Below are 17,069 nucleotides of genomic sequence, written 5' to 3' on the forward strand. Positions count from 1 at the left end.
CCGGCCTGAGTCAGAAGCCTCCGCCGCCGAAGTCACCCCCGCCGAACCCTCCGCCGTCACCGAACCCTCCGCCGTCACCGAAGCCGCCGCCGCCGAAGCCGGAGGAGTCGAAGTCGGAGCCGGAGGAGTCGCCGCCGCTCCACTCCCCGCCGCCCCCGCCGAATTCACCGCCGCCGTACTCCGACGCGTAGGCCGGGGTGGCGAGCATCGAGCCGAGCATGGTCCCGACCAGCAGGCCGGGCAGCAGACCGCCGCCGAAGTAGCCGCCCGCCCAGGGGCCGTACGCCGGGCCCGCCTCCCAGTACGGGCGGCGGCGGCCGTCGCCCACGTCGACCGTACGGCTCATCGGGTCCTCGCCCTCGCGCAGCCGCACCTCGTCCGCACCGCAGACCGGGACCTCCCGGGCCGCGCCGCCGGAGGGGCTCCACAGGGTGTCCGCGACCGACGGGCCGTGGCGCGGGTCGAAGAAGCAGGGCGGCCGGCGGGCCGGGAGAGCGGTGCCCTTGCGGCGGGCCTCCAGGACGGCGAGGGAGAAGCGGCCGTCCTCCAGGGCCTGGGTGACCCCGCGCACGTCGGAGGGGTGGCGGGCATCGCCCATACGGGACTTGGCGTCCTCGTAGGAGTCGAGCGCGTGCTCGTAGTCCGTGCGCATCGCGTCGTCGGCACCCTTCTCCGCAGGGTGGAAGTCGAGCCGGTCCAGGGTTTCGCCGTACGCGGTGATGTCCTCGTCCACGACGACCCGGAGCTTTTCGAGAGAGGCCTGTTCCTCTTCCTCCTTGCGCTTCCTGTTGCGGCGGACGATCGCGTACGCGCCCGCGCCGCCGGCCACCGCCACCGCGCCCAGTGCGATCAGGCCGGCCGCACCGGCCGCACCGTTCTCGTCGCCGCCGGTGCCGGACCACGACGCGGGGGCGCTGCCCCTGGCCTGTTCGACGGCGCGGTCGACGAAGGCGTTGAGCTGGGTGGCGGCGTTCGTGTCCGTGCCGGGCGCCTCGACCGCCGTGGTGAGGTTGTCCACCGCCCGGACCGGCATGACCTGCGGGTCGGCACCCGCGTCGAACCCGTCGCCGAGCCTGACCGCGTAGACACCGGTGATTCCGGTGTCGGTACGGAGGTTCTGGAGGAGGTTCTGCTCGGGGTATTCGGACGTCGCCGGGAGCACGGCGACGAAGACCGGCTTGTCGGCGTCGAGGATCTTCTCCTCCAGGGCCTTCTCCTGGCTGGCGGAGAGCAGGCCGGTGGCTGCCGGGTCCACGTACACCGGGTCCTGGCGCAGGGCCTGACCGGCCTCGTCCACGGTGGCGGGGGCGGCGGACGCGGCCGGCGCAGCGGGCGACAGCGCCAGCACGGCCGCCGTGAGTATCAGCAGCAGGCAGGCCCAAAGGGGGGCGAACAGCCTCTTCCGCATACTCCGAAAGTAACCCAAGTGGGCGACAAATGCGTCGCCCACCCGGGCTTCCTCCGTGGTGTTACGCGGCGCGGTACGCCGTGCGCAGCTTCGCCACCGCTCCGGTCAGGTCACCGGTGAGCAGCAGGTGGTCGGCCTCGGCGAACGGCTTGGACACCGCCGCTGTCGGCTTCCCGCCGGCCTTCTGCTGGACCAGCAGCCTGGCCTGGTCCACGATCGCCCTGCCCGCCGGGGTCTTCCCGAGGTGCGCCTTCTCGGCGAGATGCGCGGCCGCGGCGAGGGCGGTGAGGGTGAGCTCGCCGCCTCCGGGGACCTTCTTCAGGGTGGTCAGTCCCCATCCGTACGGGAACTGCGGGTCGTACGCCGCGTCGCCGACGTTGATCGGCAGCTGCGACTCGGACTTCGGCCAGGTCACCGGGAGCTGTCCGGTGAAGGCCTTCTTGCCGTAGAGGACGTCGGCGACGCCGTCTCCCTCGGTGCCCGGCAGCCAGGAGGCCACCAGGGCGTCGATGTCACCGAGCTTGTCGCCGATGAGCTGCGGACGCCCGGAGACGATGAGGACCGCGCACTTCATCGCCGCGCAGACCTTGTCGACGGCCGCCTTGTCGCCGGCCGTGAGCTCCAGGTCGTGGCCGTTGCCGACGTCACCGATCCCTTCGGCGTACGGGGTCTCGCCGACGACCACGACACCGACGTCGTAGCCGTCCGTGGCGGCCGAGGCGTCCTTGGAGTACGTGGCCGAGGCCGTGTTCTTCGTGATGCCCTCCAGGATCGTCGTCCCCGTGGTGATCCGGCCGGAGGCACCCTGCCAGCTGACCGTCCAGCCGCCGGCCTGGTTGCCGAGGTCGTCGGCGTTGGATCCGGCGACGTAGACCTTCTGGGACGGTTCGAGCGGGAGGACGGCGCCGTCGTTCTTCAGGAGGACCTGGGACTTGGCGGCTGCCTCGCGGGCGACCGTCCGGTGTGCGGCCGAGCCGACCTTCTCCAGGTTGGAGGGGTCCGCGTACGGCTTCTCGAAGAGGCCGAGGCGGAACTTCTGGGTCAGGATCCGGGACACCGCGTCGTCGATCCGGGCCTGGCCGATCCGGCCTGCGGTGACCTCCTCCTGGAGGGTCTTCGTGAAGTCCTGGTACGCCGTCGGGACCATGATCATGTCGAGTCCGGCGTTGACGGACGTCCGCACGTCGCTCGCGTAGTCACCGGGGATCTGGTCGATGGCCTGCCAGTCGCTGATGACGAAGCCCTCGAAGCCCATCCGGTCCTTCAGCACCCCGTTGATCATCTCGGCGTTGGCGTGCATCTTCACCGGGCCCACGTCGTCACCGAGGATGTCCAGCGAGGAGTACGACGGCATGACGGTGCCGACCCCCCGCTTCACGGACTCGGCGAACGGCGAGAGGTGGACCGCTTCGAGCTCCTCGCGGGTCACCTTCGTGATGCCCTGGTCGATGGTGTACGAGCCGGTGGTGGACGACCCGAACTCCGTACCGCCGTCGCCGACGAAGTGCTTGGCACTGGCCAGCACCTTGTCGTTGCGGTCCAGGTCCTTGCCGGAGGCGTGGCCCTGCATCCCGGTGATCACCGTCTCCATGGCTTCCACCAGGGCCGGGTCCTCACCGTAGGCCTCGTAGGAACGGCCCCAGCGCTCGTCGCGGGTCACGCACACGCAGGGGGCGAAGTCCCACGGGATGCCGGTCGCGCGCACCTCGCTCGCGGTGACCTCACCGGTCTTCTCGGCGAGCTTCGGGTCGCGGCCCGCGCCGATGCCGATGTTGTGCGGCATGATCGTCGAGCCGATCACGTTGTTGTGACCGTGCACCGCGTCCACGCCGTAGATCAGCGGGATCTGGAAGCGGGTCGCCTGGGCGCGCAACTGGTAGGCGTCGACCATCTTCGCCCAGGCAGCGGCCGTGTTCGGGGTGGGTACGGAACCGCCGCCGGAGAGCAGCGAGCCGAGGTCGAACGCGGCGATGTCGCCCTGGGACCTGAGCGCGTTGCGCTCGGCCTGGGTCATCTGGCCGGCCTTCTCGGCCGGCGACATCCTCGACAGCAGGTCCTCGACGCGCTTCTTCACCGGAAGCTTCGCGTTCTGGTACGGGAGACCGTGGGCGTCGATGACGACCTGCGGGTTCTCCTTGGGCGGCTTGGCCCCGGTCACGGTGAGTTCGAGCGGGACCGTCTCGGCCGACTCGGCGCCGCCGTCCTTCCGGGTGGCCACCGAGACCGTGTGGCTGGTGCCGGAGGCGGTGCCCGCGGGGAAGGTGTGGGTGCCGGTGACCGGGGTGTAGTCCTTGCCGGACTCGGCGCTGCCGCCCTGGGTCGTGTACGCGACCGTGACGGGCTCCTCGATGGGGGCGGAGCCGGTGGTGGCGACGGAGATCCTGATGTCCGCCGTGCCGCCCTCCTTGACCGGGTGCACGGCCGAGTCGATGACGACGCTCGACTTCAGTGCGGGCTCGGCCTTCCCGTACAGCTCGACGGCGTCCATGGCGAACGCGCCGGGGGCGCCGGTCGGCAGGGTGAGGGCGTAGCCCCACATCTCGTTGAGGCCGAGGACCTGGTCGATGCCGCCGACGGGCTGGTAGTCGGCCCGGTAGACGAAGTCCGCGAACGGGATCTCGACCTGGTGCCAGCCCTCCCAGTCGTCGGTGAAGGAGGTGGTCCACAGCTCGGACGCGCCGCCGTTGGCGCCGCCGTCCTTGATCTCGAAGTTGACGCGCTTACCCGAACCGGGCGGCAGCGGCGCGGTGTTCTGCCCGTACCACCAGAAGCGGATGCCCTTGTGGGCGGTCCAGTCCTCCGGGGGCTGGTCGACGGCGAACTCATGGCTGAGTCCGCCCCAGGCGCTGATGTCGTAGGTGCCCTGGAGGACCTTGGCTCCCTCGGGGGCGTCGGCGCGCTCCTTGAACTCCAGAACGGGGTGGTCGTCCGCGTCGCCGCCCCAGGTGAAGAGGGAGTCGGCGGGCGGGTTGCCGAACGGGACCTCGCCCTCGAAGCGGTCGACGAGCACCGGTGCGGGGTCGTCCACCCCGGCGGCCGCGCTGGGGACGGCCCCGGCGAGCAGTCCGGCGAGGACCGTGACGGCGGCGAGCGCGGCCGTGGCCGGTCTCGCCCGGTGGAGTGGGCGGGTGTGCGATGTGCGTGGCATTGCGGCTCGTCCCTTGTTCGGTCGTGCTCCGGTGTCGGCTACTTCTGCTCGACCCGCACCCAGTCGATCTCCGCCTTGATGCCACCCCGCGCGACTCGGTCGACGCTGGACTGCGGAAGACCCCAGTAGGGCTGGGTGACCTTGTTCCACCCGGCGGGGTAGGCGCCGCCGAGGGCGAGGTTGAGGATCACGTACTGGTTGTGGTCGAAGACCCACTTGCCGCGGGTCGACTCCAACGTCGTACGAGAGGGCATGTGGGGGTGCTCCTACACGGGTCGGTCGTGAAGAGCGTTCCGGGTGAGGTGGACCGTGTCGCGGTACCACTTGGCGCTGTCCTTGAGCGTCCGCTCCTGCGTGTCGTAGTCGACCCGGACGATCCCGAACCGCTTGTCGTAGCCGTAGGCCCACTCGAAGTTGTCCATCAGCGACCAGGCGAAGTAGCCCCGCACGTCCGCGCCCTGGGAACGGGCTTCGGACACGGCTGCGATGTGGTCGGCGAGATAGGCGGTGCGGTCCGCGTCGGGGACGGAGCCGTCGGCGGCGACGGTGTCGTCGAAGGCCGCCCCGTTCTCCGTGATGACGGTGGGCAGCGCGTAGTCGCGCTGGAGCCGCAGCAGCAGATCGGTGAGTTCGGTCGGGGTGATCTCCCAGTCCATCGCGGTGCGGGGCAGGTCGCGCTCCACACCACGGGTGACGGGGAGGCCGTCGGCGTCGGTGGGCGATCCCTCCTCGGTGACTCCGGAGAACAGGGCGCCTCGGTAGAAGTTGACGCCGAGGACGTCGAGGGGGGTGGCGATGGTGGCCAGGTCGCCGTCCTGGACGGGCAGTTCGATGCCCTGGGCCGCGAGGTCCTCGACGACGTCCTGCGGGTAGCTGCCGCGGACGATCGGGTCGAGGTAGAGGCGGGTGCCCATGCCGTCGGCACGGCGGCAGGCCTCGCGGTCGGCCTCGCTGTCGGTCTCCGGGGTGGCGGTGCCCAGGTTGAGGGTGATGCCGAGCTCGAGCGGGTTGTCGCCCGCGGCCGCCCGCATCCGCTGCGCCGCGAGGCCGTGGCCCAGCAGGAGGTGGTGGACGGCGCCCATGGCGTCACCCATGTCGCTGCGGCCGGGGGCGTGGGCCCCGTAGGCGTACCCGAGCATCGCCGAGCACCACGGCTCGTTCAGCGTCGTCCAGTGCTCGACCCGGTCGCCGAGCGCCTCGTAGGCGAGCATCGCGTAGTCGGCGAAGCGGAACGCGGTGTCACGGGCGGGCCAGCCGCCCGCGTCCTCCAGCTCCTGCGGCAGGTCCCAGTGGTAGAGGGTGATCCACGGGGTGACGTTCCTGTCCTGCAGCTCGTCGACCAGCCGCTTGTAGAAATCCATCCCCTTGGCGTTGACGGGTCCCCGGCCGCCCGGCTGGATGCGCGGCCAGGCGAGCGAGAAGCGGTACGTGTCGACGCCGAGGCCCGCGATGAGCTCCACGTCCTGGGGCATCCGGTGGTAGTGGTCGCAGGCCACATCACCGTTCTCCGCGTTGTGCACGGCGCCCGGGACCTCGCAGAAGGTGTCCCAGATCGACGGAGTGCGGCCGTCCTCCCGCGGGGCCCCTTCGATCTGGTACGAGGAGGTGGCGACGCCCCAGCGGAAGTCGGCCGGGAGTCCCTGGACGGCGGCGGGCTGCAGGCTGCGGGGCGTGGCGAGATTCATGGGTCTCCGTAAGTCCTTTGTGGGATGCGGTGGGGCGTGGGTCGCGGGTCAGGCCGGCCGGGTGTGCAGCCAGCAGGCGACCTCACGGTCCTGGCCCGCGTCCGGAGCGGCGAGGACCGGGACCCGCTGGGCGCACGGCTCGAAGGCCTTGCCGCAGCGGGGGTGGAAGGCGCAGCCGGTGGGCATCGCGCTGAGGTGCGGGGGAACGCCGGGGATGCCGGTGAGTTCGCGCCGGGGGCCGTGCAGCGCGGGGAAGGAGTGCAGCAGCCCGTCGCTGTAGGGGTGGCGGGGGTCGCGGTAGATCTCGTCCGCGCCCGCCTGTTCCACGATCCGGCCCCCGTACATGATCGCGATCCGGTCCGAGAACTCGATCAGCAGGGAGATGTCGTGGGTGATGAACACGACGGAGAAGGAGAGCTGTTCCCTCAGCTGGACCAGCCGGCGCAGGATCTGGCGCTGCATCACGACGTCGAGCGCGGTGGTCGGCTCGTCCATGATGACGATCTCGGGTTCCAGGGCGAGTGCCATCGCGATCATCACGCGCTGGCGCATTCCGCCGGAGAGCTGGTGCGGGTAGGCGGCGAGCCGGTCGGAGGAGATGCCGACCAGGGTCAGCAACTCCTCGGCCCGGGCGGTCCGTTCGCGGGACCGCATGTCGGGCCGGTGCGCCTTGAGGACATCGGTGAGCTGGCTGTGGACGGTGTGCACGGGGTTGAGGGAGTTCATCGCTCCCTGGAACACGATCGACAGTTCCTGCCAGCGGAAGGCGCGCAGTTCGTCCGGGGACAGGGAGAGGATGTCGACGGGCGCGGCGCCCCGCCGGTGGTAGTGGACGTCGCCGCCGGTGATCACCCCGGGCGGGGAGAGCAGCCGGGTGACCGCGTACGCGAGGGTGGACTTCCCCGAGCCCGACTCGCCCGCCAGGCCGAGGACTTCGCCGCGGTGCAGGGTGAGGTCGATGTCGCGCAGGGCCTGGACCCCGCCGGCACCGGTGCCGTAGTCGACGTTCAGTCCGCTGATGGTGAGGATCGGCTCGCCGGTCATTCGCTCTGCTCCTTGGTGCGCGTGCCGGGGCGGGCGGCGTGGGTGCCGGTGCGGCGGGCCACCGGGGTGAATCCGACCCGCATCTTGACCTTCCGCGAGGCGCCGGTCGCCGTACGCAGCCGCGGGTTGACGAACTCGTCGATGCCGAAGTTGATCAGGGCGAGGGCGGTGCCCAGGAGGGCGATGCACAGGCCGGCGGGGACGAACCACCACCAGGCGCCCTGGGCCAGGGCCTGGTTGGACTGGGCCCAGAAGAGCACGGTGCCCCAGTTCCAGTGGGAGATGTCGGCGACGCCGATGAAGGCGAGGGTGATCTCCGAGAGGATGGCGAAGATGACGGTGCCGACGAAGCCGGACGCGATGACGGCGGTCAGGTTGGGCATGATCTCGAAGAGGATGATCCGCCAGGTCGACTCGCCCGTGGCGCGGGCCGCCTCGACGTAGTCGCGCCGTCTGAGGGACAGGGTCTGCGCCCGCAGGATCCGCGAGCCCCAGGCCCACGAGGTGAGGGCGATGACGGCGGCGATCAGCAGGTCCCCGGTGTCCTCGACGAAACTCGCGATGATGATGATCAGCGGCAGTCCGGGGATGACCAGGAAGATGTTGGAGAGCATGGAGAGGACCTCGTCGGCGGCCCCGCCGAGGAATCCCGAGGTGACCCCGATGAGCACGGAGAGCACGGTCGCGAGGAAACCGGCCAGCAACCCGACGACCAGCACGCCGCGCGTGCCGACCAGGATCTGGGAGAGGACGTCCTGCCCGGTGTGGGTGGTGCCGAACCAGTGGTCGGAAGACGGCGGCTGCAGCAACTGATCGCTCATCGCGTCGGGATCGTACGGGGCGATCCAGGGACCGATGACGGCGAAGATCAGGAAGAACACGAGGATCAGCAGCCCGGTGCGGGCCTTCCCGCCGCGCAGGAATCGCAACCTCGCCCGGCCGGCCACGGCCGGGACGGGAGGGTCGTCAAGAACGGCGACGTCGGTGGCGGTGACGGCCATCGTGATCAGGCCTCCTTCCGGGTGCGGGGGTCGAGGAGGGCGTAGGCCATGTCGGCCAGCAGGTTCGCGGCGAGCACGGAGAGCGTGATGACCAGGAAGACGCCCTGCATCAGGGGGTAGTCCTTCGCGCCGACCGCCTGGAGCAGCCGGAATCCGATACCGGGGTAGTTGAAGACCATTTCGACCAGCAGCGTGCCGCTGACGATGAAGCCCAGCGAGAGGGCGAAGCCGGAGATGTTGGGCAGGACCGCGTTGCGGGCGGCGTAGGAGAACATCACCCGCCGCTCGGAGAGCCCCTTGGCCTGCGCCACCATGACGTAGTCCTCGGAGGAGACGGTCACCATCATGTTGCGCATGCCGAGGATCCAGCCGGCGACGGCGCTGAGCACGATCGTGATGCCGGGCAGCACCCCGTGGTAGAGGGCGCTGGAGATGAAGGGCCAGTCGAAGGCCGGGACCAGCGAGTTGTCGTAGCCGCCCTCGAAGGGGAACAGCGGCCACTTCACCGCGAACAGCGAGATGGCGATGAGCCCCAGCCAGAAGTAGGGGACGGATGAGATGAACGTGGTGACGGGCAGCAGCCCGTCCAGCCACGAGCCGCGCCGCCAGCCGCTGTAGACGCCGATGCCGGTGCCGAGCAGGAAGCTGATCAGGGTGGTGATCCCGACGAGGGCGAGCGTCCAGGGCAGCGCGTCCGAGAGCACCTCGCCCACCGGGGTCGGGAAGTAGGTGAAGGAGAGGCCCAGGTCGCCGTCCAGCAGACTCGACCAGTAGTCGGTGTACTGCGACCAGAGGGACTTGTTCTCGTCGAGCCCGAACAGGGCCTTCAGGGAGGCGATCGCCGTGGTGTCGAGCTGCCCCTGGTAGCGGCTCATCAGGGCCTCGACGGGGTCTCCCGGCATCAGGCGCGGGATCAGGAAGTTGATGGTGATGGCGGCCCACGCGGTGACCGCGTAGAAGGCGAACCGCTGGAGGATGTACTTCACTTCGCTGCTCCCTCGGCGGTGGTGCCGTCGTACAGCCAGCAGGCGGCCCACTGGCCGTCCGCCAGGTCGAAGCGCGGCGGCAGCTCGGTGCGGCAGCGCTCCATCGCCTTCGGGCAGCGGGGGTGGAAGCGGCAGCCGTCCGGCGGGGCGATCAGTGAGGGCGGCTCACCGCTTCCCGTCTCCTCCTGCGCCTCCTCGTGCGCCACCCGGTCGGGGTCCGGCGCGGAGGCGATCAGCAGCTGCGTGTAGGGGTGCGCGGGGCGCTGGGTGACGGTCTCGCTGTCGCCGCCCTCGACGATCCGGCCCGCGTACATCACCAGGGTCGAGTCCGCGAAGTAGCGGGCGGAGGCGATGTCGTGGGTGATGTAGAGGATCGCGAGGTGCAGGCGCTCCTTGAGGTCGCGCAGCAGGTTGAGGACACCCAGCCGGATCGACACGTCGAGCATCGACACCGGCTCGTCGGCCAGCAGGACCTTCGGGTCGGCGCCGAGGGCGCGCGCGATCGCGACGCGCTGGCGCTGCCCTCCCGACAGTTCGTGCGGGAACTTCTCCAGGAACTGCTGCGGAGGGGTCAGCTGGACCCGCTCCAGCAGAGCGGTCAGGTTCTTCTCCAGGTCCACGTCGCCCTTCCCCGCCCGGCCGTGGATCTTCAGCGCCCGGGTGAGGTGGTAGCGCACGGTGTGCACCGGGTTCAGGGAGGCGAACGGGTCCTGGAATATCAGCTGGACCTGTTTCACATAGGTACGGAAGGACCGGCCACGTCCCGCCTTCACCACCCTGCCGCCCAGGTGTATCTCGCCCTCGGTGAGCGGATACAGCTGGGTGAGCAGACGTGCGACGGTGGACTTCCCGGAGCCGGACTCCCCCACCAGGGCCGTGACGGTGCCGCGCCGGAGCTTCAGCGAGACATCGTCGACGGCGTGGACCGTACGGCGTCTGCGGGCGAGGAGGTCTCCCGCAGTGCGCCGCACGGGGAAGTGCTTGGTGACTCCGCGTGCTTCGAGCACCACATCGGTCGCGGTGCGCACGTCTTCGGACGGTTCGGTGGTCATGGCCGGTTCTTCCCCGTGGTTACTTGGTGGGCCTGAGGTTCAGCACGACTTCCAGCGCGTCGGGCTGGGTGTGCTGCGGGGCGGCGTACGGGGCGGACTCGGTCGGCCAGCCCACCCAGTTCTTCGTGGAGTACTCGGCACCGATGGGGGCCGCGGCCGTCGGGATCACCGGCACCTGCTCGACCATGATCTTCTGGAGCGCGTTCATGGCCTTGGTGCGCGTGGCGTCGTCGGTGGCGTTGGCGTACTCCTTGAGCGCGGCGGTGGCCTCGGGGCTCTTGAAGCGGCCGAAGTTGCCGAGCTGGGCGGTCTTGCCGATGGGCTGGAGAATCGCCCCGTCCATCATGTTCTGGTACATGTCGTACGGCGTGGCACCGCTGTTGGTCCAGTGCAGGGTGGCGTCGAAGTTGCCGGTGGCCACGTCGGTGCCCCAGGCCTCGGCGGTCTGCGTCTTGACCTTCGCCTCGATGCCCAGCTGCTTGATGCTGTCCTTGATGATCGACAGCCCGGTGATGTAGTCGTTCCAGCCGGCCGGGTCGGTGAAGGTCAGCTTCACGGGCTTGCCGCTCGGGTCCTTCAGGACTCCCCCGCTGAGCTTGAATCCCGCCTCGTCGAGGATCTTCTTCGCCCCGGCGACATCGGGCTTGGTGGTGGCGTCCTTGTATTCGGGCGCGAGGAACGACTCACCCGCGGGCAGCGGGATGCCGGTCGGGTTGGTGATCTCCGGGTAGAGCGTCGCCTGGGCCTGGACGTGGATCGCCCTGCGGTCGACGACCATGGCCATCGCCTTGCGGAGCGCCGGGTTGTCGAACGGCTTGCGGGCGGTGTTGAACCACAGGCCGTGGATGCCGAGCCCGGAGGGGAACCACAGCTTGTGGTTCTTGGGGTCCTTGGCCACGTACAGCTGCTTGTAGTTCGGCATGAAGACGAACGACCACTCGACCTTGCCGCTCGCCAGGGCCGTGGTCGCCGCGCTGTTGTCGTTGTACGCGGTGTAGCGCAGCTCCTTGACCTTGGTCTCGCCCTTCCAGTAGGTGGGCGTGGCGGTCAGGGTGGTGGTCTGCGGAGTGAAGGTCTTCAGCTTGTACGGGCCGGAGCCGACCGGGGTGCGGTTGGGCCAGGTCTCCGGGTTCTCCACCTTCTCCCAGATGTGCTTGGGAACGATGTACGTGACGATGATCTTGTTCTGGTTGACGAACTGGGATTCCTTGAAGGTCAGGACGACCTTCTTGCCCTCGACGGTGATGCCGTCGTACGGAATGCCGTTGCCGTTGAGCGCCGGGTGCTTCTTGAGCAGTTCGAAGGTGAACGCGACGTCCGCAGCGGTCAACGGCTTGCCGTCGGCCCACTTGGCCTTGTCGTCAAGAGTGAAGGTGACCTTGGTGAAGTTGGACTCCCACTTCCAGTCCGTCGCCAGCCAGGGGTCCGCCTTGTCGGTGGGGCGGATCTGGTTCGTCATCGCCAGCGGCTCGTAGATCATGTACCGGTAGCCGAGGGTGGCGCTCGCCGAGGTCGCGAGGAACGGGTTGCTGTTGTTCGTCTGCGGTCCGTCCGGCTTTCCGAGGGTCAGTACGCCGGAGGCACCGGCGCCGCCCCCTTTGTTGGCGCCCGAGTTGGCGGACGAGCAACCGGTGGCGAGTGCGACCACGGCGGTGGCGACAGCGACCGCTCTGAGCGTGGTGTGACGGCGTGCGGACATGGCGACTCCAGGAAGACTGCGGGTCTGGGAGATCCGGGATACGGACAGCGCTCGACGCGCCGGTTACGGGCGGTGCGACGTACGGGTGGTGCGTCGTGGAGGACTTCAGGAACGGACGGGGCCCGTCGGGGCCCTGCCCGTCACGGCGCCGACTGGCGCACGACCAGTTCGGTGGGCAGCACGACCGGTCCGTCCGGTACGGCGGTGCCGCCGAGGTGGGAGAGCAGCAGCCGCGCCGCCGTCTCGCCCATCTGCCGGGTGGGCTGGTGCACGGTGGTGAGAGGCGGTTCGGTGTGTTCGGCCATCGGGATGTCGTCGAAGCCGACCACGGCGATGTCTTCCGGCACGCGGCGTCCCGCGGCCCGCAGGGCCCGCAGGACGCCTGCGGCACTGATGTCGTTGTGGGCGAAGACCGAGTCGAACTCCGTGCCGGAGGCGAGGAGTTGTTCCACCGCCAGTCGGCCGCAGCGTTCGGTGAAGTCTCCGCTCACGACCAGATCGGTGGGCAGGACCGACCGGAACCCCGCGAGCCGGTCGCGTACGCAGCCGAAGTGCTCGGGTCCGGTGAGGACCAGGGGCCTGGTGCGTCCGGCTGCCTGCAGATGGCGGGCGGCGGACGCGCCTCCCTCGTGGTTGGTGGTCACGACGGAGGGAAATTCGGGGTGGTGGCCGCGATCGTCGATGAGCACGATCGGCAGGCCGGACCGGTGCAGCTCGGTGAGGTGGGCCAGGGTGTTCTCCGGTTCGACGACGACGAGTCCGTCGAAGGCGCGCGCCGACACCTGGCTGGTGAAGCGCTCCACGGACTCGGCACCCCGGTTGCAGGTGAAGAGCAGCAGTCCGTAGTCGGCGGCCTCCACCGTGTCGACGACGCCCTGGAGCACTTCGCCCATCCACGGCCAGGTCAGCGAGGGCACCAGCATCCCGACCGTGCGGCTGCTGCCGCGGGCCAGTCCGACGGCGCCCGAGCTGGGCACATAGCCGAGGTTGGCGATCACTTCACGAACACGGGCCGCCGTTGAACCGTCGACCTCGCCCTTGGTGTTGATGACCCGGGACACGGTCGTCTTGCTGACGCCGGCCTCACGGGCGACATCGGCGATGGTGACACGCAACGGGGCCTCCGGGGACAAGGCAGGACAGGGCAGGGCAAGCGGTGGACCACGACTTCGGTACCGGTTCCGCAACCGGTACCGGAACCGGTACCGGCGTTGCGGCTGGAGTTAACCCCGCCGGAACAGGGCCGTCAATACTTCACACCGAGATTGGTCCGTACCCATCGTCGAAGCAGGTCCGACAGGCCATTCGTTCACTTCTTGAATGCTCCTGCCTCTTGACGCGAACACGTAAGAGCAGTTCACTCACGCCTCGATCGACGGCACTTCCCCCACGCCCCTGCCGAGAAAGGCAGCAGCCCATGATCCGAACAAACAGAGCGGCGAGAGTCATCGTCGCCACGGCGCTCGCGACCGCAGGCCTGGCCGGGCTCTCCTCCGGTACCGCGCAGGCGGCCGGCGAGACCGTGAACATCGTGCTGACCACGACGGACGACTCCGGCGGCCGCCATGTGACCCGCGGCCTCCAGGCGCAGACACCCGTCGCCTTCGGCGCGGGCAACGGCGGCTCGGGCACGAACATCACGGTCGACGAGAACACCCGGTACCAGACCTTCACCGGCGGCGGCGCCTCGTTCACGGACACGGCGGCGTGGCTGATGAAGGGCAGCGGCGCGCTGAGTCAGGCGACCCGCGACGAGACGATGAAGAAGCTGTTCTCCCCCACCGACGGGATCGGGCTCTCGTTCGTACGCAATCCGATGGGCGGTTCCGACCTGGCGCGGTTCGGCTACACGTACGACGACATGCCGGCCGGGCAGACGGACCCGAACCTCCACAACTTCTCGATCGCACACGATCTGCAGGACGTGCTGCCGCTCACCAGGCAGGCCAAACAGCTCAACCCGGCCCTCACGACGGTCGCGTCCCCGTGGACCGCGCCGGCGTGGATGAAGGACAACGGGCAGCTGAACGGGGGCTGGCTGAAGGCCGAGAACTACGGCGCGTACGCCGACTACTTCGTGAAGTACCTCCAGGCCTACCGCGACCAGGGCATCCCGGTCGACTACGTCACCGCGCAGAACGAGCCGACGTGCTGCTCCGGCTACCCCTCGATGAGCTGGAACGGCTCGGGGCTCGCGTACTTCACCAAGAGCGAGCTGCTGCCCAAGCTCCAGTCCGCCGGCCTCGCCACCAAGGTGCTGGCCCACGACTGGAACTGGGACACCTACGACGCGTACGCCGCCGCGACGGTCGACGACGCCGCGGTGCGCAGCCACCCCAACTTCGGCGGGATCGCCTGGCACGGCTACGGCGGAGACATCGGCAAGCAGACCTCCGTGCACAACCAGTACCCGGGGCTGGACGCCTTCCAGACCGAGCACTCGGGCGGCACCTGGATCGCCGACCAGCAGCGCGAGGACATGCTCAACATCATCGACTACACCCGCAACTGGGCGAAGTCGGTGACCAAGTGGTCGCTCGCCGTGGACCAGAACCGCGGTCCGCACAACGGCGGTTGCGGCACCTGCGACGGGCTGGTCACCGTGCACAACGGGGACAGCAGGCACGGCCAGGTCGACTACACCGTCGAGTACTACACGATGGGCCACCTGACGAAGTACGTCCGGCCGGGCGCCGCCCGCATCTCCTCCACCGCGAGCTCCACCGTGCCCAACGTGGCCTGGCGCAACCCGGACGGCTCCAAGGCCCTGATCGCCTACAACGGTTCGACGTCGGCGCAGCAGGTCACGGTCAACTGGGGCGGGCAGAAGTTCACCTACTCGCTGCCCGGCCGCACCTCGGCGACGTTCACCTGGGCGGGCACCCAGTCCGGCTCCTCCGGAAGCTCGGGAGCCCTCACCGGCATCGGGGGCAAGTGCCTGGACGCCACCGGCAACACCGGGGCGAACGGCACGCCCGTCCAGATCTGGGACTGCACCGGTGCGGCCAACCAGCGCTGGACGGTCTCGGGCGACGGTTCCGTCAAGGTCCTGGGTGCCTGCCTGGACGTGACCTCGGGGGCGACGAACGACGGAGCAAAGGTCCAGCTGTACACCTGCAACGGGTCGGGAGCGCAGCGCTGGACGTACAACTCCTCGACCGGGGACGTGGTGAACACGGCCGCGGACAAGTGCCTCGACGTGACCGGCCGGTCCTCGGCGAACGGCACCGTCACCCAGATCTGGACCTGCACCGGAGCCGCCAACCAGAAGTGGCGGCTCCAGTAGGGACCTGTCCTAGTCGGTGGGCTCGACGCCGGCCCGCAGCAGGCCGTAGGTGTACGCGTCCTCCAGGGCCTGCCAGGACGCGGCGATGACGTTCTCGGCCACGCCGACCGTCGCCCAGTCGCCGGATCCGTCGCCCGTGGTGATCAGCACCCGGGTGGTGGATTCGGTGCCGGTGCGGCCCTCAAGGATGCGGACCTTGTAGTCGACCAGTTCCAGCTTGGCCAGCTGCGGGTAGATCCGCTCCAGGCCGACGCGCAGCGCCCGGTCCAGGGCGTTGACGGGGCCGTTGCCCTCGGCCGTGGCGACGATCCGCTCGCCCTTCGCCCAGAGCTTCACGGTCGCCTCGTTGGCGTGGGTGCCGTCGGGACGGTCCTCGACGATCGCCCGCCAGGACTCGACGCGGAAGTAGCGGCGGGGCCTGCCTTCGACCTCCGCACGCAGCAGCAGCTCGAAGGACGCGTCGGCCGCCTCGTAGGTGTAGCCCTTGAGTTCGTGCTCCTTGACCCGCTCGACGACCCGTCCCACGAGCGCGCGGTCGCCGCCCAGGTCGATCCCGAGCTCCTTGCCCTTGAGCTCGATGGACGCACGGCCCGCCATGTCGGAGACGAGCATCCGCATGGTGTTACCCACCAGTTCCGGATCGATGTGCTGGTACAGGTCCGGGTCGACCTTGATCGCGGAGGCGTGCAGCCCGGCCTTGTGCGCGAAGGCCGAGACACCCACGTAGGGCTGGTGGGTGGAGGGGGTGAGGTTGACGACCTCGGCGATGGCGTGCGAGATGCGGGTCATGTCGGCGAGCGCGCCCGCGGGCAGGACGGTCTTGCCGTACTTGAGTTCCAGCGCGGCCACGACGGGGAAGAGGTTGGCGTTGCCGACCCGCTCGCCGTAGCCGTTGGCGGTGCACTGCACGTGGGTGGCGCCCGCGTCCACGGCGGCAAGGGTGTTGGCGACCGCGCAGCCGGTGTCGTCCTGGGCGTGGATACCGAGGCGGGCCCCGGTGTCGGCGAGGACGGTGGCGACGACAGCCTGGACCTGCGCGGGGAGCATGCCGCCGTTGGTGTCGCAGAGGATGACCACGTCGGCGCCGGCCTCGTAGGCGGTGCGCACGACCGACTTGGCGTACTCGGGGTTGGCGCGGTAGCCGTCGAAGAAGTGCTCGCAGTCGACGAAGACCCGGCGGCCCTGTTCGCGGAGGTGGGAGACGGTGTCGCTGACCATCTCCAGGTTCTCCTCGAGGGTGGTGCGCAGGGCCAGTTCCACATGTCGGTCATGGGACTTGGCGACCAGCGTGATCACCGGGGCGCCCGACGCGAGGAGTGCCTGGACCTGAGGGTCCTCGGCGGCCTTGCCGCCGGCTCTGCGGGTGGCGCCGAACGCGACGAGCTGGGCGTGCCGGAACTCGATCTCCTGCTGCGCGCGGGCGAAGAACTCGGTGTCGCGGGGGTTGGCACCCGGCCAGCCGCCCTCGATGAAGCCCACACCGAAGTCGTCCAGATGCCGGGCGATGGTCAGCTTGTCCGCGACCGTCAGGTTGATGCCTTCACGCTGCGCACCGTCGCGCAGGGTGGTGTCGAAGACATGGAAACTGTCGTCGGGGGCCGTGGCCTTGGTGGTCATGCTGTCTGACTCCTGTCGGGTGAGCGGATCCGGACGAATCGGCTCCACTTGCCCCCATCATCTCGCGTGCCTCGCCCCGGCCGTGGTGGGGGCCGGAAAACGAAAAAACCCCTCGCGGGTGCGAGAGGTCTGCGCGCGGGTCT

11 protein-coding genes and 1 pseudogene are annotated in these 17,069 nt (G+C 69.5%); 1 reads left to right on the top strand and 11 read right to left on the bottom strand.

All coding sequences use genetic code 11. The features are described 5' to 3' along the window. Window positions 1-10: 10 nt before the first annotated feature. The 10 genes and pseudogenes from OG844_RS19740 to OG844_RS19785 all read right to left on the bottom strand — a co-directional run bounded on the left by OG844_RS19740 (window position 11) and on the right by OG844_RS19785 (window position 13,138). Window positions 11-1,408, bottom strand: a complete 1,398-nt coding sequence (locus OG844_RS19740; protein WP_406391926.1) for a hypothetical protein — start codon at window positions 1,406-1,408, stop codon at window positions 11-13. A 61-nt stretch (window positions 1,409-1,469) separates the two neighbouring features. Next, window positions 1,470-4,556 (bottom strand): glycoside hydrolase family 3 N-terminal domain-containing protein, encoded by a 3,087-nt coding sequence (locus OG844_RS19745; protein WP_406391927.1) that lies wholly within the window; start codon window positions 4,554-4,556, stop codon window positions 1,470-1,472. Window positions 4,557-4,594: 38 nt separating this feature from the next. Next, window positions 4,595-4,804: pseudogene (locus OG844_RS19750) on the bottom strand (glycoside hydrolase family 16); the annotation flags it as partial. Window positions 4,805-4,822: 18 nt separating this feature from the next. Next, entirely contained in the window at window positions 4,823-6,241 is a 1,419-nt protein-coding gene (locus tag OG844_RS19755; RefSeq protein WP_406391929.1) for a GH1 family beta-glucosidase, read from the bottom strand. A gap of 48 nt (window positions 6,242-6,289) precedes the next feature. Beyond that, complete coding sequence (locus OG844_RS19760) at window positions 6,290-7,285, bottom strand: ABC transporter ATP-binding protein (RefSeq protein WP_406391930.1); 996 nt, start codon at window positions 7,283-7,285, stop codon at window positions 6,290-6,292. Continuing rightward, window positions 7,282-8,286 (bottom strand): ABC transporter permease, encoded by a 1,005-nt coding sequence (locus OG844_RS19765; RefSeq protein ID WP_406391932.1) that lies wholly within the window; start codon window positions 8,284-8,286, stop codon window positions 7,282-7,284. Before OG844_RS19765 ends, OG844_RS19760 begins: the two co-directional genes overlap by 4 nt. Window positions 8,287-8,291: 5 nt before the next feature. Continuing rightward, window positions 8,292-9,272 carry an ABC transporter permease gene (locus OG844_RS19770; protein ID WP_406391934.1) on the bottom strand — a complete coding sequence of 327 codons (981 nt, stop codon included), beginning with the start codon at window positions 9,270-9,272 and terminating at the stop codon, window positions 8,292-8,294. Further along, the gene (locus OG844_RS19775; RefSeq protein ID WP_406391936.1) at window positions 9,269-10,324 is read right to left on the bottom strand and encodes an ABC transporter ATP-binding protein; all 1,056 of its coding nucleotides are present in this window, start codon (window positions 10,322-10,324) and stop codon (window positions 9,269-9,271) included. The genes OG844_RS19770 and OG844_RS19775 overlap by 4 nt, the downstream gene beginning before the upstream one ends. Before the next feature lie 19 nt (window positions 10,325-10,343). Then, entirely contained in the window at window positions 10,344-12,023 is a 1,680-nt protein-coding gene (locus OG844_RS19780) for an ABC transporter substrate-binding protein (protein ID WP_406391938.1), read from the bottom strand. A gap of 140 nt (window positions 12,024-12,163) precedes the next feature. Beyond that, the gene (locus OG844_RS19785) at window positions 12,164-13,138 is read right to left on the bottom strand and encodes a LacI family DNA-binding transcriptional regulator (protein WP_356424225.1); all 975 of its coding nucleotides are present in this window, start codon (window positions 13,136-13,138) and stop codon (window positions 12,164-12,166) included. Window positions 13,139-13,440: 302 nt separating this feature from the next. Between OG844_RS19785 and OG844_RS19790 the strand changes: the two genes are divergently transcribed. Next, window positions 13,441-15,309 carry a ricin-type beta-trefoil lectin domain protein gene (locus OG844_RS19790; protein ID WP_406391939.1) on the top strand — a complete coding sequence of 623 codons (1,869 nt, stop codon included), beginning with the start codon at window positions 13,441-13,443 and terminating at the stop codon, window positions 15,307-15,309. Window positions 15,310-15,318: 9 nt separating this feature from the next. Here OG844_RS19790 and cimA read toward each other — a convergent pair whose 3' ends face one another. Next, window positions 15,319-16,926, bottom strand: a complete 1,608-nt coding sequence (cimA, locus tag OG844_RS19795) for a citramalate synthase (RefSeq protein WP_406391941.1) — start codon at window positions 16,924-16,926, stop codon at window positions 15,319-15,321. Window positions 16,927-17,069 lie beyond the last annotated feature (143 nt).

The organism is Streptomyces sp. NBC_00887, assembly GCF_045207585.1.